The sequence below is a fragment of the Aminobacter anthyllidis genome (genome assembly GCF_018555685.1).
GTDB lineage: Bacteria > Pseudomonadota > Alphaproteobacteria > Rhizobiales > Rhizobiaceae > Aminobacter > Aminobacter anthyllidis.
In genome coordinates this window covers 109,874-132,509 of sequence record NZ_JAFLWW010000010.1, presented here as the reverse complement: position 1 = coordinate 132,509, position 22,636 = coordinate 109,874, and the positions used below count along the sequence as shown (strand labels likewise).

Below are 22,636 nucleotides of genomic sequence, written 5' to 3'. Positions count from 1 at the left end.
CGGGAGAGACAGCATGAAAGCACTGCTTGCAACCGCAGCCCTGGCCCTGGTGCTTGGCTTGAGCGCCGGAAACGCCAGCGCCCAGGCGATCAAGGTCGGCATGGCGCCGGAGCCTTATCCGCCCTTCGCCTCGCCCGACGCCTCCGGCAAATGGAGCGGCTGGGAAATGGACATGATCGAAGCACTCTGCGCCGAGGCCAAGCTTCAATGCGAGGTCACCATGACCGCGTGGGACGGCCTGATCCCGGCGCTCAATTCCAAGAAGATCGACGCCATCATCAACTCGATGTCGATCACCGACGAGCGCAAGAAGTCGATCGACTTCTCCGACAAATACTACAACACACCGGCCGGCATCATCGGTGCCAAGGATGCCAAGTTCGAAGCCACCCCTGAAGGGCTGAAGGGCAAGATCATCGGCGTCCAGGTTTCGACGGTGCATGAGGCCTACGCCAAGAAGCACTTCGCCGACGTGGCCTCCGAGATCAAGATCTACCAGACCCAGGATGAGGCCCAGGCCGACCTCGCCGCCGGCCGCGTCGACGCGGTGCAGGCGGATTCGCTGTCGCTGGCGACCTTCCTCGGCACCGATGCCGGCAAAGCCTGCTGCGACATGAAGGGCGACGTCGCCGAGGACGTCGAGATTCTCGGTCCGGGCGTCGGCATCGGCCTGCGCCAGGGCGACACCGAGCTGAAGGACAAGTTCAACGCCGCCATCAAGTCGCTGCGCGACAGCGGCAAATATGCCGAGATCGCCAAGAAGTATTTCGACTTCGACATCTACGGCAAGTGAGGGGCTGAGCGAGCAGATCCGGCCTTGCGCCAGCACCGGATCAGTCGCGACGCCAACGCCCTCCCTCCCCCTTGTGGGGAGGGATAAAGGGTGGGGGTCCTTCGGGCACCGGCTGCGCGCCATCCCCCCACCCTGACCCCTCCCCACAGGGGGGAGGGGAAATGCGCAACGCGCAGCTCTCCAAAGGACCACTGATATCGAGCACCTGCTGACCCCGCTGCTGCAGACAAGCGCCGTCGAATTGCTGGCGATCTCCCCGCCCGGCTGGGGCGCCAACCTGCTGCGCGGGCTCGCCAACTCCATCCAGATCGCCGTCGGTGCCTTCGGGCTCGGCCTCGCCATCGGCATCGCTGGCGCCTGGGGCAAGCTTTATGGCAGCCCGATCGTGCGCGACCTGATGGAGGTCTACACCACCGTCGTGCGCGCCGTGCCCGAGCTGGTGCTGATCCTGCTGCTCTATTACGCCGGCACCGACCTCATCAACCGGGCACTCGACGGCCTCGGCTACGCACCGGTCGACATTTCAGGCCTCGTCGCGGGTATCGGCGTGCTCGGCATCGTCCAGGGCGCCTACGCCACCGAAGTCATCCGCGGTGCCATCCTGGCCATACCGCAGGGCCAGATCGAGGCGGCGCGTGCCTACGGCATGCCGCCGGGCAAGATGCTGCGCCGCATCACCCTGCCGGCGATGCTGCCCTTCGCCATTCCCGGCCTCGCCAACCTCTGGCTCATCGCCACCAAGGACACCGCCCTGCTTGCCGTCGTCGGCTTCAACGAGCTGACCCAGGAGACACGCCAGGCTGGCGCCACCACCAAGGCCTACTTCACCTTCTTCGTCGCCGCCGGCGTGCTCTACCTGCTGCTGACGCTGTTCTCGAACGTCATCATCGGCCGCATCGAGCGCTGGGCACGGCGCGGCATGCCGCCGATCGCTGAGACCGGCCGATGAGCACCGCCGCCTCGACCCAGCCGGCCCCCGCCCGCTCGGAGTGGCTGCAGCCGCACCGCATCGTCTTGATCGCCATCGCTGCGGCACTCGTGCTATCGGCCGCCCTGTTCATGCGCTGGGAGTGGCTGCCCAGATATTACGACCTGGCGCTGCTCGGCATCTGGCGCACCATCTGGATCCTCGTCGTCACGGTGACGCTCGGCTTCATGCTCGCCGTACCGCTCGGCCTTGCCCAGGCGGCCGGTCCGTTCTGGCTCGCATGGCCGGCGAAAGCCTTCTGCACCGTCATCCGTGGCACCCCGCTGCTGCTGCAGCTGTGGCTGCTCTATTACGGCCTCGGCTCGCTGTTCCCGCAATTTCCGTGGATCAGGCAGTCCGAGCTGTGGCCGATCCTGAGGCAAGCCTGGCCCTATGCCGTGGTGGCGCTGACGCTCTCCTACGCCGCCTACGAAGGCGAGGTGATGCGCGGCGCCTTCGCCGGCGTGCCGAGGGGGCAGCTCGAAGCCGCCCGCGCCTTCGGCATGAGTCCGTGGAAACGCTTCCGTCGCATCTGGCTGCCGCAGGCGATCCACCGTGCCTTGCCGACGCTCGCAGGCGAAACCGTGCTGCAGCTCAAGGCGACGCCGCTCGTCGCCACCATCACCGTCATCGACATCTACGCGGTGGCCTCGCGCGTCCGCCAGGACACCTTCATCGTCTACGAGCCGCTGTTGCTGCTCGCCCTCATCTATCTGATCATCACCGGCATCCTCGTCTTCGGCTTCCGCAAGCTGGAGGCGAAGATTCCGTCCAGACTGGGATGAAGCCCATGCCGCAGACAAGGACAGAAACGGTCACGCTGAGCCTCGACGAGGCACGCGCGCTGTGCATATCAGCCGCCGTCGGCGCGGGTGCTGCCGAGGAAACAGCGACCTCGATCGCTCTCGCCGCAGTCGCTGCGGAAGCCGATGGCCAGTCGAGCGTCGGGCTGTCGCATTATGTCGACTACCTCGAAGCGCTCGAAGCCGGGCGCATCGACGGCAAGGTCGAGCCCGTGGTCACCCGGCCGGCGCTGGCGATCTACCTCTCGGACGGCCAGGGTGGTGCCGCCCACACCGGCTTCGACCGCAGCTTCGAGGAGATCGCCAAGGCAGCGCGGCTGTTCGGCGTTACCGTATTCTCGCAAAGGAACGCCTACACCTGCGGTGCGCTCGGCTACTTTACCGGCCGCCTCGCCGAAGCCGGCCTCGTCGCGCTCGCCGCCACCAACGGTCCCGCGCTTGTCGCCGGCTCCGGTTCGACCAAGCCGGTGTTCTGCACCAACCCGATCTCGCTCGCGGCCCCCTCAGCCGGAGGCCCGCCTCTGGTCATCGACCAGTCGTCGAGCGCCACCGCCTACGTCAATGTCCGCAAGGCCGCCGAAACAGGCGAGGCGATCCCCGAGGGCTGGGCGCTTGACGCCAAGGGCAAGCCGACCACCGACGCCAAGAAGGCGATGAAAGGCGTGCTGCTCGCCTTTGGCGGCGCGCGCGGCGCGAATGTCGCGCTGATGGTCGAGGTGCTGGCCGCCGGCGTCTCAGGCGCCAACTGGTCGGTCGACGCGCCGTCGATATCGCAAGGACACGAGACGCCGGGCACCGGGCTCTTCATTGTCGCCCTCGACCCGAAATTGTTCGATCCCGGCTTTGAAACCCGCATGCGCGAACAGCTCGACCGGTTGTCGGATCAGTATCACGTCCACATCCCCGGCCCGGCAAAAGCCGCTGCCCGGGCTCGGTCGGAGGTGGAGGGCATCACGATCCCCATGGCCCTGCACATCCGCATCAGCGAGTTTTCGGCGCGGCAGGCAGACTGATCCGGGCTTTCGGCTCCGCTTTGAGACGCCGCCCAACGAGGCAGCAAGCCTGGACCGCATCAGCGATTTCACCGTCACGGCATGGCAACTGTGTTCATGCCGTGACTTCAGAACCAAGGTCCAACGGCCCACCCCCACACGAACCCCCGCGAAAATAATTCGAACCCCCTTTGAACCTTTCCCGCTGACGCTGCGACCCAGTCATGTCCGGGGCGAGGTGAGCTCGCCCGATCAACCGGGGGGAACCCAAACCGAAAGATCGTTCCGACGTGGAAACCAGAGCGTTTCCGCGGCCCCGAAACACAACCTCGAAAAGGGAATGAGACCATGAAGACCAAGATCACCATCCTGACCGCCGTCCTGCTGCTTGCCGGTGCCATCGGCAGCGCCAATGCCGCCAGCTTCTCGGCTGGCCCGGGCGGCGGCGACCGTCCGTCGGGTCCAAGCGATATCTCCGACGCACCGGGCGGCAACGGCCCTTCGGGCCCCGGCGACATCTCCGATGCGCCTGACAACGACAAGCCATCCGGCCCGAGCGGCAAGGCTTCGTCGGGCAATGGCGGCGCGACCGAAGACAAGTACTGCAAGAACGGCTCGAGCAAGTTCCCGGATTGCAACACCAAGTTCATCCAGGACTGCAGGTGGCAACATGTCGGGCCAGCAGGGTTGGGGTGGCAAGACCTGCCGGGAACCCTCCTGATGCCTCGGGCATGATCCCGAAAGTCTGGAACCGGCTTTCTGATCATGCCCCTCGCGAAGGCGACGGCCTCGCTGGGCGTCGGTCGCCCGCATCGCTGCTATCCGGAAAACCCCGCCTCGCGCGGGGTTTTCTGCATTGGCGCGATCTGCATGGGCAACGAAAAGCCCCGCACGCTGGCGGGGCTTTGCGCGGGCGATCAGCCCGCGGCGCGTTGCAAGAGACGGTTCAGTGGCAGACGGTTCAGTGGCGCGAAAGCCAGCCGTCGATATCCTTCTCGGCCTCTTCCTGCGCCTTGCCGTAACGGGCCTGGAGCCGGCCCGCGAGTTCGGTGCGCTTGCCTTTGATGACGTCGAGATCGTCGTCGGTCAGCTTGCCCCACTGGGCCTGCACCTTGCCCTTGAACTGCTCCCAATTGCCTTCGATCTGGTTCCAATTCATTGCTTTTCTCCTTTCGGGGATTGGCACGACAGGAGCGCCGCACTGGGGGATGAACGCCTCCACGCCGCTCGGGTTCCGACTTTTTTAAAAGTTGACTTTGTTAATCATCTTTATATCAATCCTTGTTGACTTGACCGTGACCCTGGCTTCGCGGCGTTGGTGCATTGCAATATTTCAACCGTGCATAGCCCCGCAAACGGAGACATGTCCTTGACCCTGACGACCGAAAATTCCGGCCGCCGACTTTTCATTCCCGCGCTTCGCGGCCTTTATTCGAACTTCCACGATTCCGCCGAAACGATCCTGCGCCTCGTCGCCGGCGGCGCCCTTGTCATCCACGGCCTCGGCAAGATCTCCGACCCCTTCGGCGCCGCCGAAATGGTCGAAGGCCTCGGCTTCTACCCCGGCGCCTTCTGGTCGCTGCTGTTGTCCTGCACCGAGTTCTTCGGCGGCATCCTGATCGCCATCGGCCTGTTCACGCGCCCGGCCGCCTTCGCCGCCATGTTCGTGCTGCTGGTCACCGTCTGGTTCCACTGGGTCACCATGAGCCAGGGCTACCAGGGCGCCGAGAAGTCGATCATCTGGGCGGCGATCTTCCTGTTCTTCGTCATCCGCGGCGGCAACCGCCACTCTGTCGACGCGCGCCTCGGCCGCGAGTTCTAGTTTGTGACCGCATGATCGTTTCCGGGAACCGGATTTCAATCATGCTTTGAACCCTGCCTCCCAAGGCAAGCCGCATGCCCGCGCCAGATCGGCGCGGGCCGCTCCGTGCAGTCGCTCGATGATTGCCTTTTTCGCGAAACGGGCTAAGAAACGCTACATCTTCTGCCCCTTTTGGCGACCGGAGCCAGCGATGACTGAAATTCTGCAGACCCCGCAACTCGTGACCGTTTTCGGCGGGTCCGGCTTCCTGGGCCGCCATGTCGTGCGGGCGCTGGCCAAGCGCGGGTATCTCGTGCGCGTCGCCTGCCGCCGGCCCGACCTCGCCTTCCACCTGCAGCCGCTCGGCAATGTCGGGCAGATCCAGCCGGTGCAGGCCAATCTGCGCGTGCGCTGGTCGGTCGACCGCGCCGTCCAGGGCGCTTCGCACGTCGTCAACCTCGTCGGCATCCTGCATGAAGGCGGACGCCAGCGCTTCTCGACGGTGCAGGAATTCGGCGCCCGTGCCGTCGCCGAGGCGGCCCGTGCCGTTGGCGCCTCGCTGACCCATGTCTCGGCCCTCGGTGCCGACGCCAACTCGCCATCGGCCTATGCCCAGACCAAGGCGCGCGGCGAAAAGGCCGTTATGGACACGCTGCCGGACGCGGTGATCTATCGCCCGTCGATCGTCTTCGGCCCCGAGGACCAGTTCTTCAACCGCTTCGCCAACATGGCGCGTTTCTCCCCCGTGCTGCCGCTGATCGGCGGCGGCGAGACCCGGTTCCAGCCGATCTATGTCGGCGACGTCGCCGAGGCGGTCGCGCGCGCCGTCGACGGCAAGGTCAAGGGCGGCACGATCTATGAGCTCGGCGGCCCGCAGGTGCTGAGCTTCAAGCAGTGCATGGAAGAGATCCTCGAGGTCATCGACCGCAAGCGCACGCTGGTGACGGTGCCGTGGTCGATCGCCAAACTGCAGGCCTCGATTCTCGGCATGCTGCCCAATCCGCTTTTGACCAAGGACCAGGTCCTGCTGCTGCGTTCGGACAATGTCGTGTCGAAGGCGGCCCTCGATGAAGGCCGCACCATCGCAACCGTCGGCATCGCGCCGAAGTCGACCGCATCGATCCTGCCGAGCTACCTCTGGCGCTACCGCGCCGCCGGCCAGTTCACCCGCCGGACCGAAGCCTGACCGGCTGAGGGCGCATGGACGCCCTCGCCACGCTCCTGCCGCAGGGGCTCGACCCGCTCATTGCCGTCATCCTCATCGTCGCCAGCGCCTTCACCTCGGCGCTGACCGCGGCTTTCGGCGTCGGCGGCGGCATCGCCATGCTGACGCTGATGGGCCTGTTCGTGCCTGTCGCCGCCCTCATCCCCGTCCATGGCGCCGTTCAGCTCGGCTCCAACACCGGCCGCGCCTGGCACCAGCGCGCCAATGTGCGCATGGACGTGGCGGCACCCTTCATCGCTGGCAGCGTCGTCGGCGCGATCATCGGCGCCTTTGTCGTCATCCAGCTGCCCGATGCCCTGCTCAAGCTGGTGCTCGGCGCCTTCGTCATCGCCATCACCTGGGCCAAGATCCCCGGCATCGACAAGCTGACCCGCACCGGGCTTGCCATCGGCAGCGTCGTCGTCGCGCTGATCGGCATGCTTGTCGGCGCCACCGGGCCGCTGGTGTCGGTGCTGTTCGCGCAATTCTTCGCCAATGACCGCAAGGCGCTCGTCGCCACTCATGCCGCAGGCATGGTCGCCCAGCACGGGCTCAAGATCATCGTCTTCGGCCTCGCCGGCTTCGCCTTCTGGGACTGGCTGCCGCTGATCGGCGCGATGATCGTCTCGGGCTATCTCGGCACCGTCTATGGCACCAAGCTGCTCGAACGCATGCCGGAAAAAAGCTTCCGCAAATGGTTCAAGATCGCCATCACCGTGCTGGCGCTGGACCTGCTGCGCAGGGGATTGATGGGACTGGGTTGAGGCGCCTGTCCGGGGTGGCCAGCTCGACGCGAGAGCCCGCTTGATAACTCGCTCTGCCGAGACATATGGCGCGGTTCTTCGAGAACCGGAGCGGAGCGTACTGAAGTACGTGAGCACCGGAAGCGCAGAAAACCGCGTCAGATGGCCGGCAGAGTAGAGTTGGCAGTGGGCTCTCAGCCCCAGACCATCAGCGCGATCAATCCCACGCCGCCGACCAGCAGGCGCCACCAGCCAAACAGCGCGTAGCCGTTGCGCGAGACGTAGTCGAGCAGGTGCCGCACGACAAGCAGCGCGGTGATGAAGGCGGCGAGGAAGCCGATGCCGATTACCGGCAGGTCCGCCGCTGAAAGAATGTCGCGGTTCTTGTAGAGGTCGTAGGCAAAGGCGCCGGCCATTGTCGGCATGGCGAGGAAGAACGAGAATTCCGCCGCCGCGCGCTTTTCCACGCCCATCAGCAGCGAACCTACGATGGTGGCGCCCGAGCGCGAGGTGCCGGGGATCATCGCCAGGCACTGGAACAGGCCGATCTTGAGATAGACCGAGAGCGGGAAGTTGGTGACGTCGCCGTAGCGCGGCTTGAGGTCGAGCTTGTCGAGGAACAGCAGCACGATACCGCCCAGGATCAGCATGACGCAGATCAGCCGCGGCGATTCGAACAGCACCGTCTTGATGAAGTCGTGCGCAAGTGCCCCGATGATCGCCGCCGGCAGGAAGGCGATCAGGATGCCCGCGACGAAACGCTGCGTCTGAGGGTCGCGGGGCAGGTCGATCAGCATCCGCCACAGCTTGGTAGCGTAGACCGACAGGATCGCAAGGATCGCGCCGAGCTGGATCAGGATCTCGAAGGTCTTGCCGGTCGAGTGGAAACCCAGGAAATGCCCGGCGAGCAGGATGTGGCCGGTCGAGGACACAGGGATGAACTCTGTCAGGCCCTCGAGCAGGCCGAGCAGCAGTGCATTGATGATTGTCTGGCTATCCATTCCCATCCCCGCGAGGCGTTCATGCGCGATTGCTTGTCATGGGGCGGAACTCACCCTATAGGTCGGGTCGCCCGAGAAGCCCGGCGAGCCGGGCCCAGAAGCTCTAGCGACGCATCAGGCGATTCGCCAGAGCGCCATCGATCACGAATTTCGCAGGACCATGCTGACGCTTTTCCACCACCCGATGTTTGCCACATGCCGTTTCGTCCGTCTGGCGTTCGGCGAATATGGCGAGGAGCTGGCGCTGATCGAGGAGAAGCCCTGGACACGGCGCAAGGAATTCCTGTCGCTCAACCCGGCGGGTACCTTGCCGGTGCTTCTGGCCGAGGGCGACGTGCCGATCGTCGGCGCGATGATCATTTCCGAATACATCGACGAGACCCGCGGCGTGCTGAAGCGCGAGCGGCGCCTGTTTGCCGAAGACCCGATGGAGCGCGCCGAAATCCGCCGCCTCACCGACTGGTACCTGACCAAGACCGAAAGCGAAGTGACGCGGCATCTGGTGCGCGAACGCGTGCTCAAGCCGCTGATGCCGGAATCGGCCGGCGGCGGCTCGCCCGATTCGGCGGCCATCCGCGCGGCGCGCGCCAACATTCGCCAGCACATGAAATACACCAACTGGCTCGCCGGCACGCGTCACTGGCTCGCCGGCACGCGCATCACCTATGCCGACCTTGCCGCGGCAGCGTCGCTTTCGGTGCTCGACTATCTCGGCGAGATCGACTGGCGCGAATATTCCTCGGCGCGCGAATGGTACACACGCGTCAAGTCGCGCCCGTCCTTCCGGCCCCTGCTCACCGACAGGGTGCGCGGGCTGACCCCGGCATCGCATTATGCGGACCTCGATTTCTGATACGGCCCTGCGCCAGCTGATCGAGCGCGAAGCCAAACGCGCCGGCTTCGCAGCTATCGCCGTCACACGCCCCGACGCCATTCCGCTGGCCCCTGCCCGCCTCGCCCAATTCGTCGATGAAGGCCTGCACGGCTCCATGGCCTGGATGGCCGAGACGCTGGAGCGGCGCAGCGAACCCTCCGCCCTGTGGCCCGAGGTGCGTTCGATCGTCGTGCTCGCCATGAACTATGGCCCCGACAGCGATCCGCGCGCGCTCCAGGGCCGGCCCGACCGCGCCGCGATCTCGGTCTATGCCCGCAACCGCGACTATCACGACGTCATGAAGGGCCGGCTGAAGGAGATCGCCGGCAAGATCGTCGCCCGCGCCGGCGGCGACGTGAAGGTGTTCGTCGACACAGCACCCGTCATGGAAAAGCCGCTGGCCGAAGCCGCCGGGCTCGGCTGGCAGGGCAAGCACACCAATCTGGTCAGCCGCGAGTTCGGCTCCTGGCTGTTTTTGGGCACCATCTTCACCACTGCCGAGCTTCAGCCTGACGAAGCAGAGATCGACCATTGCGGGTCCTGCCGCGCCTGCCTCGATGCCTGCCCGACCGACGCCTTTCCCGCACCCTACAGGCTCGATGCCCGACGCTGCATCTCCTACCTGACTATCGAGAACAAAGGCCCGATCCCGCTCGAATTCCGCGACAAGATCGGCAACCGCATCTACGGCTGCGACGACTGTCTCGCCGCCTGCCCGTGGAACAAGTTCGCCCAGGCCGCATCGGAGCAGAAGCTCGCCGCCCGCGACGACCTGCGCGAACCGCGCCTCTCCGAGTTGCTTTTGCTCGACGACGCGAGCTTCCGTACCTTCTTCTCAGGCTCGCCGGTCAAGCGCATCGGCCGCGACCGCTTCGTCCGCAACGTCCTGATTGCATCGGGCAACTCGGCCGACATGGCGCTGGTCGAGCCTTGCCAGGCTTTGCTTGCCGATCCCTCGCCCTTGGTGCGCGGCGCCGCCGTGTGGGCGCTGTCGCGGCTGCTGCCCGACGCGACGTTTTCGGCTCTTGCAGAACAGGCGCTGAAGGTCGAAACCGAACAGGACGTGATCGCCGAATGGCAGCTCACGCAAGTCGAACCGGCACGGACGCAGGCATGACCGAGCAGAACTTCTTCATCTTCGGCGCCGGCTATTCCGGCAAGGCCTTTGCACGCATACGCCCGCAAGGCGTGAACATAGTGGGCACGACCCGGTCAGCGGACAAGGTCGCAGGCCTCGAAGCCGCCGGCATCGAGCCCTTCGTCTTTGATGGGCACCTCACCCCGGAAATCAGGGCGCAACTGGCCAAGACCACGCATCTCGTCGTCTCCGCGGCACCCGGAGATGACGGCGACCCGGTGCTCAATACCGCCCGTGAAGCGATCATCCATGGCATGCCGCTGCTGCGCTGGATCGGCTATCTCTCGACCGTCGGCGTCTATGGCGACCATGGTGGCGCCTGGATCGACGAGACCGCCACATGCCGCCCGAAACCGGGCCGTTCCGCGATGCGGCTCGACGCCGAGCAGGCCTGGCATGAGCTTGGTGAAGCGGTCGCACGGCCGGTGGCGATCCTGCGCCTGTCGGGCATATATGGGCCGGGCCGCAACGCCTTCGTCAACCTTGAAAACGGCACCGCCAAGCGGCTGGTCAAGAAGGACCAGGTGTTCAACCGCATCCATGTCGACGACATCGCTGGCGCGCTGTGGTTCCTCGCCGAGGGCGACTATGGCGGCGTCTTCAACGTCACCGACGACGAGCCCGCGCCGCCGCAGGACGTGGTCGCTTATGCGGCCGAAAAGATGGGCGTGGCACCGCCGCCTGAAATTCCTTTCGAGACTGCCCAACTTTCGCCCATGGCGCGATCCTTCTATGGCGAAAACAAGCGTGTCGCCAACACCGCGGTCAAGGCGCTCGGCTACAAGTTCGGCATGCCCGACTATCGCAAGGCGCTGGACAGCATGTGGGCCGACGGCAGCTGGCGCGGCGAAGGACAAGGCGACCGGCGCAGTCCGATCAGGCAAGGTTGAGCGCCGGCTGCGCGACGAAATGACCGGGGTGCGGGTGCTGAAATTTACCTTTCGGTAACCGTGGCAGCCCAAGCTGGCTGAGAGGATCGGGTTCCATGACGGCATTTTCCAGCGGATTTCTTGGCAAGGCAGGGCGGCTCCTGATGGCGGCCGCGACACTTGGCCTTGTTGGCACTGACATTCACGCAGCTAGCGCCTCTGAGCTTGCCAAGGACCTGTTCGGCGGCAAGAGGCTGCCTGCCGCCATCGCGCCTGCTTCCTACGGTTTCTATTCCAAGGGCTGTTTTTCCGGCGGCGTCGCGATCGCCACCGACGGCCCGACGTGGCAGGCGATGCGGCTGTCACGCAACCGGCGATGGGGTCATCCGAAGATGATCGCGCTGATCGAGAAGCTGTCGCGCGAAGCCACCGCCGACGGCTGGCCCGGCCTGCTTGTCGGCGACATCTCGCAGCCGCGCGGCGGCCCGATGCTGACCGGCCACGCTTCGCACCAGATCGGCCTCGACGCCGACATCTGGCTGACGCCGATGCCTGACCACCGGCTATCGCCGACCGAGCGCGAGAACATGAGCGCGGTGTCGATGGTCAACGAAAAGACCCATCGCGTCATCGAAAAACGCTGGACGCCGGCGCATACGCGCCTGCTCGAGCGCGCCGCGAGCTATCCCGAAGTCGAGCGCATACTGGTCAATCCGGGCATCAAGAAGAAACTCTGCGACACCGTCACCGGCGACCGCTCGTGGCTGCGCAAGGTCCGCCCGTTCTGGGGCCACGACTATCATTTCCACGTCCGCATCGGCTGCCAGGCCGGTTCGGTGGGCTGCAAGGAGCAGGATCCGACGCCACGCGGCGACGGCTGCGACAAGTCGCTGGCCTGGTGGTTCACCGAGGAACCCTGGCGCCCGGCCACTGGCCCGGCCAAGCCGAGGGCGCGTGACATCATGACGATGTCGAGCCTGCCCAAGGCGTGCCGCGCCGTGCTCGATGCGCCCTCGCCGACTTCGGAAGCCGCCGTCACCTACCACGGCCCCGGTGGCAGCGAATATGCGGCGACGCCAGCACCCCAGGCTCCGGCAGTGGCTGAGACGCCCGTGATCACCGATCCCGGCGTGCCAGCTGAGGCAAACGCCTTCGCGCCGCGGCCTTCGGTCGACATCCCGCTGCCGCGTCCGCGCCCAGCCAACAAGTGACGCACTGGAGGGTGCGCCACGGTGCTTCCAAATCGCCGGAAATCGGTCTATGGATTTCAAACGATTTAGATAGTAATGGCAGCCCTCCATTGACCCCTGCATTGCGCCTCGCCCTGATCGCCCATGACGAGAAGAAGGACGATCTTGTCGCCTTCGCCGGGGATCACGTCGAGTTCCTCATGACCTGCCACATCGTCGCCACCGGCACCACCGGCCAGCGCATCCTGGCGGCCTGCCCCGACCTCAACCTGACGCGGCTGAAAAGCGGTCCGCTCGGCGGCGACCAGCAGATCGGCGCACTGATCAGCGAGGGCAAGATCGACCTTTTGATTTTCTTCGTTGATCCGCTGACGCCGATGCCGCATGACGTCGATGTGAAGGCATTGATGCGGCTCGCCATCGTCTACGACATTCCCATGGCGTTGAATCGGGCGACGGCCGAGATCATGCTGGAAAACCAAGAGAACGGCTGAACGCCGACGTGGGGACGAGACCGGGCATGTCACATCAGAGCGAGCAGGCGCAGGCCCTCCCATTCCCGATCCTGATCGGCGACATCGGCGGTACCAATGCGCGCTTCGCAATCGTCGAAAGCGCCGACAAGGATGCCGGCGAGCCGCGCATCGTCCAGACCGCCAGCTACGCCACCATCGACGACGCCATCCTGGCCGTGCTCGACGGCGCGCCGGTGCGTCCGCGCTCGGCGGTGCTCGCAGTCGCCGGCCCGGTCGAGGGCGAAGAGATCGCGCTTACCAATTGCCCCTGGGTTGTGCGCCCCCGGCAGATGTTTGCGACGCTCGGCCTCGTCGACATCCTCGTCCTCAACGACTTCGAGGCCCAGGCGCTCGCCGTGGTGGCACTTGGCGACGAGCATATGGAAAAGATCGGCGGCGGCGAACCCGAACAGGGTGCCGGCCGCGTCGTGCTCGGGCCCGGCACGGGCCTTGGCGTCGCCGGGCTGATCCACGCGCTCGGACGCTGGATCCCTGTTCCCGGCGAAGGCGGCCACATGGACATCGGCCCGCGTTCTCAGCGCGATTTCGAAGTATTTCCCCATATCGAAAAGCTCGAGGGCCGCATTTCGGGCGAGCAGATCCTGTGTGGCCGTGGGCTGGTCAACACCTACCGCGCCGTGGCCAAGGCCGACGGCAAGACGCCTACCCTCACCCAGCCGGCACAGGTCACCGCAGCCGCCCTTGACGGCAGCGATCCGGTGGCCGTCGAAGCGCTGTCGCTGTTCGTCACCTGCCTTGGCCGTACCGCCGGCGATCTCGCTCTGGTGTTCAAGAGCAAGGGCGGCGTCTTCCTGACAGGCGGCATCGCCCAGAAGATCGTGCCGGCGCTGAAACAGGGCAATTTCCGCGAGGCCTTCGAAGACAAGGCCCCGCATCGCGAGCTGATGGCCTCGATGCCGGTCTATGTCATCACCCACCCGCTGGCCGCCCTTGCCGGGCTTGCCGCCTATGCCCGCAATCCTGATCTCTTCGGCATCGAGACCGGCGACCGGCGCTGGCGCGTCTAACCACTACCGCACTGCGGCAAATGGCGGTTTCCCCTCGCGGCGTCATGCTTTATGAGAGGCGCAGTTTTCGCAAGTAGCGACAGGACTGCCTGTTTGACCATCGACCCGAACCAGACGCCCAATTCCCCGCGCAGCGAGATTGCGGGCGTCATCAAGCGCATCGTCGCCGAGAATGGCCGCGACTACGTCTGGAACTACACCTTCGCGGCGATTTTCCTGCTTACCATCTCGGGCACGACGGGCTTTCTCGCCTGGGTCATGCGCGACGTCGTCAACCTCGTGTTCTACGAACGGCGCGCCGACCTGATCCTGCTGATCAGCCTGTCGATCTTCGCTGCCTTCGTCATTCGTGGCCTGTCCACCTATGGCCAGGCGGTCGTCCTCGCCAAGGTCGGCAACAATCTCATCGCCCGCTATCAGCGCCGCATCTTCGACCACCTGATGAGCCTCGGCATGGACTTCTTCTCGTCGCAGCGCTCGGCCCAGCTGATCGCCCAGGTCAACCAGAATGTCGCCGGCGTGCGCGACCTGCTCAACATCCTGGTCACCTCGATCGCCCGCGATGCCGTCTCGCTCATCGTCCTCGTTGGCGTCATGATCTACCAGGACCCAATGCTGTCGCTGCTGGTCCTGCTGATCGGTCCGCCGCTGGTCTTTGCCGTCAACTACCTGATGCGCCGGCTGCGCCGCCTCAACCGCGATGCCGTCCTCGTCGGCGCCCGCCTGTTCGGCTCGATGCAGGAAACCGTCCAGGGCATGGCCATCGTCAAGGCATTCACCATGGAGGATCAGCTCGCCAGGCGCATGGACGGGCTGATCGGCGACGTCGAGGCGCGGTCGAACAAGATCGCACGGGTGTCGGAGCGCCTTTCGCCGATCACCGAGATGCTCGGCGGCGCGATCTTTGCCGGCATCATCGGCTACGCCGGCTACCGCTCGGCCGTCGACATGCAGCCGCCCGGCAACATCATCTCGTTCATCTTCTCGTTCATCCTCGCCTATGATCCGGCGCGCCGCCTTGCCCGCACCCAGGTCGGGCTAGAGGCCGCGCTGGTCAACGCCCGCATGCTCTACGAGATCCTCGACACGCCGCCGCGCCAGGAAGACAGCGAGGACGCCAGGGCGATCGCTGTTGGCAAAGGCGAAATCCGCTTCGACAACGTCTCCTTCGGCTATGGCGACGACATCCCGGTCCTGCGCGAGCTCAGCTTCACCGCAGCCGGCGGCAAGACCACTGCCATCGTCGGCGCTTCGGGCGCCGGCAAGTCGACGCTGATTGCACTTTTGCAGCGCTTCTACGACCTCGACGGCGGCCGCATCGTCATCGACGGCCAGGACATCTCGACAGTCACCAAGCGCTCGCTGCGCCAGTCCATCGCCTATGTCTCGCAGCACCCCTATTTGTTCGAAGGCACCATCGCCGACAACATCCGCTACGGCCGTCCTGACGCAACCGACGAGGATATCCGCGAGGCAGCCAGGCAAGCCTTCGCCGACGACTTCATTCTGGACCAGCCCGAGGGTTACGACACCCCAGTCGGCGAAAGCGGCTCGACCCTTTCCGGCGGCCAGCGCCAGCGTGTCTCCATTGCCCGCGCGCTGGTGCGCAACGCGCCGATCCTTCTGCTCGACGAGGCGACATCGGCGCTCGACAACGAATCCGAGGCGCGGGTTCAGGCAGCCCTTGCCGGCGCCACCAAGGGCCGCACCACCATCGTCATCGCCCATCGCCTCTCGACGGTCATCAATGCCGACCATATCGTGGTGCTGGAGCAAGGACGCCTAGTGGAACAAGGCACGCATGCCGGCCTCATGGCCGACCAGAACAGCATCTACGCCCGCTTCCACAATCTGCACGATGAGGCAGCACTTGGACTGGTGGACGATACCGTCGAGACTGCAATAGTAGCGTAGCGGCAAGCGCATGCCGCTTCAGGGAGCCTGATATGAGCGAGATGGGTCTTGTGGTTGTCGGCGCCGCCGGCCGGATGGGACAGGTGCTGTTGCGCACCGTGCACACGATGGAAGGCGTCCGCGTCGTCGGCGCCATCGAACGTTCCGGCTCGCCGCATCTCGGCAAGGACGCGGGCGAACTCGCCGGCATCGGCATCATCAATGTCGCCATCAGCGACGACCCGCTGGCAGCCTTCGCCAAGGCCGACGGCGTGCTCGATTTCACCGTTCCGGCCGCAACCGTCGAGTTCGCCGGCTATGCCGCCCAGGCCCGCATCGCCCATGTCATCGGGACGACCGGCTGTTCGCCTGACGACGACGCCAGGATCGCCGCTGCCGCGCGTCACGCCACCATCGTCAAGTCGGGCAATATGAGCCTCGGCGTCAACCTGCTGTCGGTGCTGGTCGAAAAGGCCGCCCAGGCGCTCGGTCCCGACGATTTCGACATCGAGATCGTCGAGATGCACCACCGCCACAAGGTCGACGCGCCGTCGGGCACCGCACTTCTGCTTGGCGAGGCCGCCGCCGAAGGCCGCAAGATCGCGCTGGCCGAGAAGAGCGTGCGCGTCCGCGACGGCCACACCGGCGTGCGCGAGACGGGCACCATCGGCTTTGCCGCGCTGCGCGGCGGCTCGGTCGTCGGCGAGCATTCGGTCATTCTCGCCGGCACCGGCGAACGCATCGTCATGTCGCACCTGGCCGAGGATCGCACGATCTTCGCCAGAGGTGCCGTCAAGGCAGCCTTGTGGGCGCATGGCCGCAAGCCCGGCCTCTATTCGATGCGCGACGTGCTCGGGCTTTAGAACCAAACCAATCCTGCCAACTAGTCCTCACCCAAGGGAGCAAAAATGTCCGGTACTCTCGTGCTCGTCCGTCACGGCCAGAGCGAATGGAACCTCAAGAACCTGTTCACCGGCTGGCGCGACCCCGGCCTGACCGAGCAGGGCCATGCCGAGGCCAAGTCCGCCGGCGAGAAGCTCAAGGCGCGCGGCCTGAAGTTCGACATCGCCTTCACCTCGGCGCTGTCGCGCGCGCAGACGACCTGCCAACACATCCTCGACGCGCTCGGCCAGAGCGATCTCGAGACCATTCGCAATGCGGCCCTCAACGAGCGTGACTATGGCGACCTCAACGGCCTCAACAAGGACGACGCCCGCGCCAAGTGGGGCGAGGAGCAAGTCCACATCTGGCGCCGTTCCTACGACACCCCGCCGCCCGGCGGCGAAAGCCTGAAGGATACCGGCGCGCGCGTCTGGCCCTACTACATGCACGACATGCAGCCGCACGTGCTCTCCGGCGGCACCGTGCTGGTGGCGGCGCACGGCAATTCGCTGCGCGCGCTGATCATGGCGCTCGAAGGCATTTCGGGCCCAGACATCGTCAAGCTCGAACTCGGAACGGGCGTTCCGATCGTCTACAAGCTCAACGCCGATTCGACCGTCGCTTCCAAGGACGTGCTGGCCTGAGCCACCGCGCGTCCAGCTGGACGCGCAAAGGGATGCTGGAGCATTCCAGATACGTTTGGGAGCCGTGCATGCGCGGCTTCCACCCTTCGCCGGCTTCGAAAGCCCTGTCGGCCCCTACGTCAGGCTTTGTGCCTGATTGCGACATTTGCGGCCAGCCGCAGCATTCGTCGGCAAAAGCTGAAAAAGCGCGTTGACACAGTCGCTTCGCCCGCTTACATCACCGCCACCAGCCCAGATGGCGGAATTGGTAGACGCGCACGGTTCAGGTCCGTGTGCCGCGAGGCGTGGAGGTTCGAGTCCTCTTCTGGGCACCAGTTTCCTGCTTCGGACAGTTTCAACTGTCGCGAAGCATTCAAAAAAGCCCGGTTCGCCGGGCTTTTTTATTGCCTTGATTTGCGCATTGTCCGGCGCCGCCGCCAGCGGCCTGGCGTCGCGGTCTGAACCGGCATCCGCCCGAGGTTGGCGCCACAAGCGTCAGCCGCCCGACCCTCACCATCGCCGCCGCCTGCACCCTCGGTCATCGCCCAAATGGTCAGCTTCCCGCTGGCCCATGCTCGATGCTAATATCAGGTTGCGCTAATATTAATGCACAACCTTGTTGAGGAGCACGCCGATGCTGCGCTTTGCCCTTCTTGCCGCTGCACTGGCCCTCGCTGCCGGCACGGCAGCCAGGGCGGAAGACAAGCCTCAGGCCACGCCGGCCGTCGTCGAAGGCGTAACCGTCGCGGAGTTCGGCGACATCATGATCAAGGCCGGGTATCAGGCCAAGGTGGGCGTCGACAGCGAAAATCTGCCGGTCATCGATTCCAAGGCCTCCGGCATGAACTTCTGGGTCTATCTCTACAATTGCGAGGGCGCCGAGCCGCAGAAGTGCCGGCGCGTGCAGTTTCAGAGCAGCTTCAAGACCGACAAGGCGATGCAGGACAAGGCGCTCGAATGGAACAACAAGAAGGTCGCCGGCCGCGCCTCCAACGACAAGGAAAACACCTATTTCGACTACCTGATCGATTGCGGCGGCGGCGTTTCGGCCGCCAACCTTTCGCAGAACCTCGAGCGCTTCGACACGCTGATGGCCGAGTTCACCACCTATATAGGCTGGCGCTAAGCCCGCTTGCCCCGCAGGCGCGGAGGCTCTTCAACGGGAGCCCAGTGAAAGGAGGGGCAATGCGACAAATCGAATGTCGGACCGCATGACGCGCGCTCGAACCACATCTGATGGTTGTATCAATCCCAGGAATTGTCATTTTACGTGCATTGCAGTGTCGTAAACAAGTTGCGATAAATATGCCACACACCTAAAGAACTTCGTAAATTGTCGCGAGTCCACGCGCTGACCTATTGCTATAGTCTCTTCGTCAATTACTCAGTTGAAAATTACTTGAACCATAATATTTGAAATTGCAGGCCGGGTTGGCATCATGAAATCTCTAAATTATCTTGGCGCAGCCAGCGCCATGGCTCTCCTTTGCATGTCGTCCGCGGCAATCTCCGGCGAACAGTCTTCCGACCAGCAGGCCATCGGCTATCGCATCGGCCTCGCCTTCGCCGGCGTCCACAACACGCTTGGTGGACTGGGGATAGAATCATCTGGCGGCGTGAAAGTTGCCGACACCCGCCCAACCGTGATGTTTGATGGAACGCTGGGCTACGATTTTGCCGCCAATTGGGGCATCCAGGGCGACCTGCAGGCGGCGGCGCTAGGCCGGCCCGACGTCGCCGACGGCGACAGGACCAACGCTTATGGCCACGGCGCCGTCCACCTCTACCATCGCACGGACAGCTTTCTCGTCGGTGCCCTGGGCGGCCTTGGCATTCACGACGACCGCGGCGATTCCAACCGCGAGATGAACTACTGGTTCGCCGGCGCCGAAGGCAAGCTGCTGACCGGCTGGGGCTCGGTATTCGCCCAGGCGGGTTACCTCGATTCATACGACAGGTACGACGAAGGCACGCGCGAGGCGCCATTCGCCCGGCTTGGCATCAACTACTTCCTCAACGACAACTGGTCGGTGAAGCTGGACGGCGCCTATGCCGGCGGCAAGAAGTGGACGGACGATCTTCCCAACCGGATCTTCGACTTCAACGTGGAGAGCGAAATCCGCCCGGAAACCTGGCCGGTCTCTTTGTTCGCCCGCTATGAATTCACCCAGATTTCCTACCATGCGCTTGATAGCGACCAATACCGCTACGGCGAGAACTTCCATACCTTGATGGTCGGACTGAAATTCCGCTCCGGCGCGACCCTGCGCGAAGCCGACCGTGCACCTGGCTCCCTTGATTTGCCGTCCTTCGGCAAATGGGTCGCCTTCAACGCCAACGAAGTCGAGTAGTGGCTCGGCGCAGTTGAATGTAAAAGAGCGCCACAAGGCGCCCTTTTTCTTTGCGGCGATGTTTCACACTCCGCAGCCTTACGCGGACACCTTGCGAGTTGCCCGAACTGCCCGCAGACTGAAACGCGGGGTTCAGCCATTCCAGGTCAATGGACAGGCGGCCGAAAGGACATGGGCCGCAGATGCCCGCTTGAAACAGTTGAGGCGTACGGAATGAAATGTTGCGTCTACACCGTGCTGCTTGGGGGCTACGAAGACCTCAACGAACAGCCGGCCGCCTCCCGTTCCAACCTGCCCTTCATCTGCCTGACCGACGATCCCACGCTGCGAAGCGAGAGTTGGAACTGCCGCGTGGTCGAGCCATTGTTTCCGCAGGACCCGATACGCAGCCAGCGCGACCTGAAGATCCGCCCGTATCTCCACCTGCCGGGTTACGACTGCTCCGTCTACATCGACAATTCGGTGATCCTGAAGGAGCCGCCTGAACGGTTGCTGGAGCTGTTCGAGCCCGAGGTCGGCTTCCTCGTCCCATCTCACTCTTTCAGGGAGACGGTACTGGATGAGTTCCTGGAAGTGGCGAGACAGGGTCTTGACGATCCCACCCGCATTTTCGAGCAGCTCAACCACTACACGCTGAGCTGTCCCGAAGTGCTGGAAGAGCGCCCGTGGTGGACAGGCATCCTAGTCAGAGACCATCACTCGGCGCGCGTGCGTGCGATGCTGGAGGCCTGGGCTTCGCACGTCATGCGCTACTCGCGCCGGGACCAGCTTTCGATGAACATGGCGTTTCGGTTCGCCAATTTCCGCCCGACGGCATGGGCCATGGACAACAGGGAGTCCGACCTGCATCTCTGGCCACATACGGTGGCGCGGGATCGCCATCTGGGCCCCCGCAATCCCGCGGTCAGCCTGATGCCTGTGGCTGCCCGCGTGCGGCACATGGAGCAGAAGGAGGCCGAATGGAACACCCAGGAGCATGCTTTTCGCGCGGAGATCGCAAGGCTTAACGCGAAAGCCGAAGCGCGCCGCCCCCAGAACCGCTTGCGGCGGCTGGGCAAGAAGATACTCCGCTTGCCCAGCCGGCTGGCTGTCGGGCGAAAGCCGGAAGTTGCCACGCTGCCGGATCGTGTCCGTGTCCCGAGCGGCGCGTGGATACATGTCGATCCTCTGGACCGCCGCGGCCAGCACTTGATCAAGTCTGGCGGCAACTTCAATCCGCCTACCCTGGCTGCCTGGCACCTGCTGTTGCAGGAACGGCCCTGGACACATGTCATCGATGTCGGCGCCAACTATGGCGAGATGCTCGTCAATGGTGGCCTGCCTTCTGGAGCAAGCATCGTCGCGGTCGAGCCCAATCCGGCCATACGTCCCTATCTCGAACGCACTTTGCGCGAGTCAGGACTGTCCGCGACTGTTGTCGACGCTGCGCTGTCCGACAAGTCGGGTGAAGCCGCGCTTCATGTCGATCCACAATGGTCGGGCACGGTCCGCCTCAAACCGGGCCACAGCAAGACCCTGCCAGTGCGAACAACCACGCTGGATGTCCTCCTCCGCGACTTCGACGCCGATCCTTCGACAATGCGCGTTCTGGCGAAAGTGGACGTTGAAGGCCACGAGGCGGCCGTACTGCGTGGCGCGCTCGGCATGCTGCCAAGCCTCGGCGACTTCGCGGCCCTGGTTGAGATCCTGCACGTCCCACCGGTCGACCTCGTCTGGCTGACTGGCCACTTCGACATATCGCTGCTCGATATGGAGCCGGGCGGCGGGCTCGTGACGGCTTCGCCGCGGCAATTGGGGGAAATGCTGGGTTCCGGACGCTACCATGCGCAGGATGCCGTCTTGCGTCGCCGCGTATAGATCGGCCTCCGGCGGGCGTGTCCGGCTGATCACAAAGCTGGTGTCGGTCCGAGCCTACAACAGTCCTGAAAAAATCCCCCTCTCCTATGTCTCGTGGCTGCTATGCCTCAAGGCTGCGGTTGCGGTCCTGCCAGAGTTCGAGGGCTGCCAGCACGGCAACGGCGATGCCGAGGCCGATGTGCCAGTTGCGCAGCGCGCCGCCATATTCGAAGACGAACGGCTGCACGACCATCCAGACGCCACCGAACAGCAGCAGGATTTCCTCCCAGCGCCGCAGGAAGATCTGCTCAAGTCCGGATAGCACGACGATCGCGGCGCCAACGAGCGCGGTAACCGCCATCATTGTCGGCATGTCGGTTACACCGAACCACATCGGAGACACGATGATTGCTGCGCCGAGGATCATCGACACGATGTCCTCCCAGCGCCGATGCGTGGTGAGCCCCAGGGGCTCCATTACGTTAAGCGTTGCCATGATGAAAAATCCTCTTAGTCTACGTTCGAGTTAAGCTCGAGCGCCCGTGAGGACTATTTGCGTGCCAGTCGAACTCCTCAGTCGGGCGTTCTCGCACTGCCGCCATTATCGCAAAAAAATGCAATAAGTTCAATGCACAGGAGCGTGTGGCCAGCAGCGGCCTACATCTCAGCCAGTCCGGGGCTGCCACGCAGGCGCGCCATTTCAGGGCACACGGGCATGGGAGCCGGCGCTTGTCGCCGTCACCTCCACCTCAGCCACAACAACGCGGCACAACCAGCCAATGCGATCACGATTCCGATCCAGAACCACTCCGTGCGCCCGGTCATGAAGCTGCCGCCGAGCAGCCCAGCACCTTGCAGGATCCAGACGGCGCCGACGACGACCGCGAGCGCCGCCACGATGTTTGCCAATAACTTCATCTCGACAACACCTCCTTTTCGATTATCTTCACAACGTTCGCCTGCTTCTTGATATTTCTTTTTTCCTGAAAGTACTCTCAAGCTCTCTTTCGACAGCATCGATTCCGGCGATTTGCCAATGATCTCGGTGCCCGCTCCGCAAATATGAAGATATTCCTTCTTTGCGGCCCGGACAGGCCTGACAAACTGTTACCTTGAGACTCCAAACGTGTGCG

Annotated in this window: 24 protein-coding genes and 1 tRNA gene; 21 read left to right on the top strand and 4 right to left on the bottom strand. The window is 64.4% G+C overall.

The window, feature by feature from the left end; translation table 11 throughout:
* Nucleotides 1-13 precede the first annotated feature (13 nt).
* The 5 genes from J1C56_RS26860 (at nt 14) to J1C56_RS26840 (ending at nt 4,290) form a co-directional block, all read left to right on the top strand.
* Nucleotides 14-793: a transporter substrate-binding domain-containing protein gene (locus tag J1C56_RS26860; protein ID WP_214393060.1), complete on the top strand. Its 780-nt coding sequence runs from the start codon at nt 14-16 to the stop codon at nt 791-793.
* A 241-nt stretch (nt 794-1,034) separates the two neighbouring features.
* Entirely contained in the window at nt 1,035-1,742 is a 708-nt protein-coding gene (locus tag J1C56_RS26855; protein ID WP_338001509.1) for an ABC transporter permease, read from the top strand.
* Entirely contained in the window at nt 1,739-2,545 is an 807-nt protein-coding gene (locus J1C56_RS26850; protein ID WP_214393059.1) for an ABC transporter permease, read from the top strand. Before J1C56_RS26855 ends, J1C56_RS26850 begins: the two co-directional genes overlap by 4 nt.
* 5 nt (nt 2,546-2,550) lie before the next feature.
* Entirely contained in the window at nt 2,551-3,576 is a 1,026-nt protein-coding gene (locus J1C56_RS26845; protein ID WP_214393058.1) for an Ldh family oxidoreductase, read from the top strand.
* Nucleotides 3,577-3,903: 327 nt separating this feature from the next.
* The gene (locus J1C56_RS26840; protein WP_214393057.1) at nt 3,904-4,290 is read left to right on the top strand and encodes a hypothetical protein; all 387 of its coding nucleotides are present in this window, start codon (nt 3,904-3,906) and stop codon (nt 4,288-4,290) included.
* A gap of 226 nt (nt 4,291-4,516) precedes the next feature.
* On the opposite strand, the gene J1C56_RS26835 is transcribed toward J1C56_RS26840, so the two are convergent.
* Nucleotides 4,517-4,714, bottom strand: coding sequence for a CsbD family protein (locus J1C56_RS26835; RefSeq protein ID WP_184768501.1), 198 nt, complete (start codon nt 4,712-4,714; stop codon nt 4,517-4,519).
* 204 nt (nt 4,715-4,918) lie between these two features.
* On the opposite strand from J1C56_RS26835, the gene J1C56_RS26830 reads away from it, so the two are divergent.
* From J1C56_RS26830 to J1C56_RS26820, 3 genes are all read left to right on the top strand, one after another.
* A complete protein-coding gene (locus tag J1C56_RS26830) occupies nt 4,919-5,377 on the top strand; it encodes a DoxX family protein (protein WP_214393056.1) in 459 nt (152 codons plus the stop codon).
* A gap of 190 nt (nt 5,378-5,567) precedes the next feature.
* Nucleotides 5,568-6,542 carry a complex I NDUFA9 subunit family protein gene (locus J1C56_RS26825; RefSeq protein ID WP_214393055.1) on the top strand — a complete coding sequence of 325 codons (975 nt, stop codon included), beginning with the start codon at nt 5,568-5,570 and terminating at the stop codon, nt 6,540-6,542.
* 14 nt (nt 6,543-6,556) lie between these two features.
* Entirely contained in the window at nt 6,557-7,324 is a 768-nt protein-coding gene (locus tag J1C56_RS26820) for a sulfite exporter TauE/SafE family protein (RefSeq protein WP_214393054.1), read from the top strand.
* 173 nt (nt 7,325-7,497) lie between these two features.
* Here J1C56_RS26820 and J1C56_RS26815 read toward each other — a convergent pair whose 3' ends face one another.
* Nucleotides 7,498-8,304 (bottom strand): undecaprenyl-diphosphate phosphatase, encoded by an 807-nt coding sequence (locus J1C56_RS26815; RefSeq protein ID WP_214393053.1) that lies wholly within the window; start codon nt 8,302-8,304, stop codon nt 7,498-7,500.
* A 160-nt stretch (nt 8,305-8,464) separates the two neighbouring features.
* On the opposite strand from J1C56_RS26815, the gene J1C56_RS26810 reads away from it, so the two are divergent.
* The 13 genes from J1C56_RS26810 to J1C56_RS26750 all read left to right on the top strand — a co-directional run bounded on the left by J1C56_RS26810 (nt 8,465) and on the right by J1C56_RS26750 (nt 21,524).
* On the top strand, nt 8,465-9,157 hold the full coding sequence (locus J1C56_RS26810; protein ID WP_214393052.1) for a glutathione S-transferase family protein: 693 nt from the start codon (nt 8,465-8,467) through the stop codon (nt 9,155-9,157).
* On the top strand, nt 9,138-10,295 hold the full coding sequence (queG, locus tag J1C56_RS26805; protein ID WP_214393051.1) for a tRNA epoxyqueuosine(34) reductase QueG: 1,158 nt from the start codon (nt 9,138-9,140) through the stop codon (nt 10,293-10,295). The genes J1C56_RS26810 and queG overlap by 20 nt, the downstream gene beginning before the upstream one ends.
* Nucleotides 10,292-11,206, top strand: coding sequence for an SDR family oxidoreductase (locus tag J1C56_RS26800; protein ID WP_214393050.1), 915 nt, complete (start codon nt 10,292-10,294; stop codon nt 11,204-11,206). The genes queG and J1C56_RS26800 overlap by 4 nt, the downstream gene beginning before the upstream one ends.
* A 95-nt stretch (nt 11,207-11,301) precedes the next feature.
* Complete coding sequence (gene mepA, locus J1C56_RS26795) at nt 11,302-12,396, top strand: penicillin-insensitive murein endopeptidase (RefSeq protein WP_214393049.1); 1,095 nt, start codon at nt 11,302-11,304, stop codon at nt 12,394-12,396.
* Between the two features lie 89 nt (nt 12,397-12,485).
* Nucleotides 12,486-12,869, top strand: coding sequence for a methylglyoxal synthase (locus J1C56_RS26790; RefSeq protein ID WP_214393048.1), 384 nt, complete (start codon nt 12,486-12,488; stop codon nt 12,867-12,869).
* A gap of 26 nt (nt 12,870-12,895) precedes the next feature.
* Entirely contained in the window at nt 12,896-13,918 is a 1,023-nt protein-coding gene (locus J1C56_RS26785; protein WP_214393047.1) for a glucokinase, read from the top strand.
* Between the two features lie 51 nt (nt 13,919-13,969).
* A complete protein-coding gene (locus tag J1C56_RS26780; protein WP_214393046.1) occupies nt 13,970-15,832 on the top strand; it encodes an ABC transporter ATP-binding protein in 1,863 nt (620 codons plus the stop codon).
* 32 nt (nt 15,833-15,864) lie between these two features.
* Entirely contained in the window at nt 15,865-16,674 is an 810-nt protein-coding gene (gene dapB, locus J1C56_RS26775) for a 4-hydroxy-tetrahydrodipicolinate reductase (RefSeq protein ID WP_214393045.1), read from the top strand.
* A gap of 45 nt (nt 16,675-16,719) precedes the next feature.
* Nucleotides 16,720-17,337, top strand: coding sequence for a 2,3-bisphosphoglycerate-dependent phosphoglycerate mutase (locus J1C56_RS26770; RefSeq protein ID WP_214393044.1), 618 nt, complete (start codon nt 16,720-16,722; stop codon nt 17,335-17,337).
* A gap of 229 nt (nt 17,338-17,566) precedes the next feature.
* A tRNA-Leu gene (locus J1C56_RS26765) sits at nt 17,567-17,651 on the top strand.
* Between the two features lie 299 nt (nt 17,652-17,950).
* Nucleotides 17,951-18,442, top strand: a complete 492-nt coding sequence (locus J1C56_RS26760; protein WP_214393043.1) for a YbjN domain-containing protein — start codon at nt 17,951-17,953, stop codon at nt 18,440-18,442.
* A gap of 313 nt (nt 18,443-18,755) precedes the next feature.
* Nucleotides 18,756-19,667, top strand: a complete 912-nt coding sequence (locus J1C56_RS26755) for an outer membrane beta-barrel protein (protein ID WP_214393042.1) — start codon at nt 18,756-18,758, stop codon at nt 19,665-19,667.
* A gap of 213 nt (nt 19,668-19,880) precedes the next feature.
* A complete protein-coding gene (locus J1C56_RS26750; RefSeq protein WP_214393041.1) occupies nt 19,881-21,524 on the top strand; it encodes an FkbM family methyltransferase in 1,644 nt (547 codons plus the stop codon).
* 100 nt (nt 21,525-21,624) lie between these two features.
* Here J1C56_RS26750 and J1C56_RS26745 read toward each other — a convergent pair whose 3' ends face one another.
* Together J1C56_RS26745 and J1C56_RS33075 are read right to left on the bottom strand one after the other, a co-directional pair.
* Nucleotides 21,625-21,999 carry an SPW repeat domain-containing protein gene (locus tag J1C56_RS26745; RefSeq protein WP_246591983.1) on the bottom strand — a complete coding sequence of 125 codons (375 nt, stop codon included), beginning with the start codon at nt 21,997-21,999 and terminating at the stop codon, nt 21,625-21,627.
* A gap of 242 nt (nt 22,000-22,241) precedes the next feature.
* A complete protein-coding gene (locus J1C56_RS33075) occupies nt 22,242-22,520 on the bottom strand; it encodes a hypothetical protein (RefSeq protein WP_246591981.1) in 279 nt (92 codons plus the stop codon).
* Between the last annotated feature and the right edge of the window lie 116 nt (nt 22,521-22,636).

What these genes read in the sequence shown, in the direction of transcription:
- J1C56_RS26860 (WP_214393060.1), top strand. Translation starts at nt 14, where the DNA reads ATGAAAGCACTGCTTGCAACCGCAGCCCTGGCCCTGGTGCTTGGCTTG.
- J1C56_RS26830 (WP_214393056.1), top strand. Translation starts at nt 4,919, where the DNA reads ATGTCCTTGACCCTGACGACCGAAAATTCCGGCCGCCGACTTTTCATT.
- J1C56_RS26825 (WP_214393055.1), top strand. Translation starts at nt 5,568, where the DNA reads ATGACTGAAATTCTGCAGACCCCGCAACTCGTGACCGTTTTCGGCGGG.
- J1C56_RS26840 (WP_214393057.1), top strand. Translation starts at nt 3,904, where the DNA reads ATGAAGACCAAGATCACCATCCTGACCGCCGTCCTGCTGCTTGCCGGT.
- J1C56_RS33075 (WP_246591981.1), bottom strand. Translation starts at nt 22,520, where the DNA reads ATGCTGTCGAAAGAGAGCTTGAGAGTACTTTCAGGAAAAAAGAAATAT.
- J1C56_RS26850 (WP_214393059.1), top strand. Translation starts at nt 1,739, where the DNA reads ATGAGCACCGCCGCCTCGACCCAGCCGGCCCCCGCCCGCTCGGAGTGG.
- J1C56_RS26785 (WP_214393047.1), top strand. Translation starts at nt 12,896, where the DNA reads ATGTCACATCAGAGCGAGCAGGCGCAGGCCCTCCCATTCCCGATCCTG.
- J1C56_RS26835 (WP_184768501.1), bottom strand. Translation starts at nt 4,714, where the DNA reads ATGAATTGGAACCAGATCGAAGGCAATTGGGAGCAGTTCAAGGGCAAG.
- J1C56_RS26815 (WP_214393053.1), bottom strand. Translation starts at nt 8,304, where the DNA reads ATGGATAGCCAGACAATCATCAATGCACTGCTGCTCGGCCTGCTCGAG.
- dapB (WP_214393045.1), top strand. Translation starts at nt 15,865, where the DNA reads ATGAGCGAGATGGGTCTTGTGGTTGTCGGCGCCGCCGGCCGGATGGGA.
- J1C56_RS26845 (WP_214393058.1), top strand. Translation starts at nt 2,551, where the DNA reads ATGCCGCAGACAAGGACAGAAACGGTCACGCTGAGCCTCGACGAGGCA.
- J1C56_RS26820 (WP_214393054.1), top strand. Translation starts at nt 6,557, where the DNA reads ATGGACGCCCTCGCCACGCTCCTGCCGCAGGGGCTCGACCCGCTCATT.
- queG (WP_214393051.1), top strand. Translation starts at nt 9,138, where the DNA reads ATGCGGACCTCGATTTCTGATACGGCCCTGCGCCAGCTGATCGAGCGC.
- J1C56_RS26760 (WP_214393043.1), top strand. Translation starts at nt 17,951, where the DNA reads ATGCTGCGCTTTGCCCTTCTTGCCGCTGCACTGGCCCTCGCTGCCGGC.
- J1C56_RS26810 (WP_214393052.1), top strand. Translation starts at nt 8,465, where the DNA reads ATGCTGACGCTTTTCCACCACCCGATGTTTGCCACATGCCGTTTCGTC.
- J1C56_RS26780 (WP_214393046.1), top strand. Translation starts at nt 13,970, where the DNA reads ATGAGAGGCGCAGTTTTCGCAAGTAGCGACAGGACTGCCTGTTTGACC.
- J1C56_RS26750 (WP_214393041.1), top strand. Translation starts at nt 19,881, where the DNA reads ATGAAATGTTGCGTCTACACCGTGCTGCTTGGGGGCTACGAAGACCTC.
- mepA (WP_214393049.1), top strand. Translation starts at nt 11,302, where the DNA reads ATGACGGCATTTTCCAGCGGATTTCTTGGCAAGGCAGGGCGGCTCCTG.
- J1C56_RS26800 (WP_214393050.1), top strand. Translation starts at nt 10,292, where the DNA reads ATGACCGAGCAGAACTTCTTCATCTTCGGCGCCGGCTATTCCGGCAAG.
- J1C56_RS26755 (WP_214393042.1), top strand. Translation starts at nt 18,756, where the DNA reads ATGAAATCTCTAAATTATCTTGGCGCAGCCAGCGCCATGGCTCTCCTT.
- J1C56_RS26770 (WP_214393044.1), top strand. Translation starts at nt 16,720, where the DNA reads ATGTCCGGTACTCTCGTGCTCGTCCGTCACGGCCAGAGCGAATGGAAC.
- J1C56_RS26745 (WP_246591983.1), bottom strand. Translation starts at nt 21,999, where the DNA reads ATGGCAACGCTTAACGTAATGGAGCCCCTGGGGCTCACCACGCATCGG.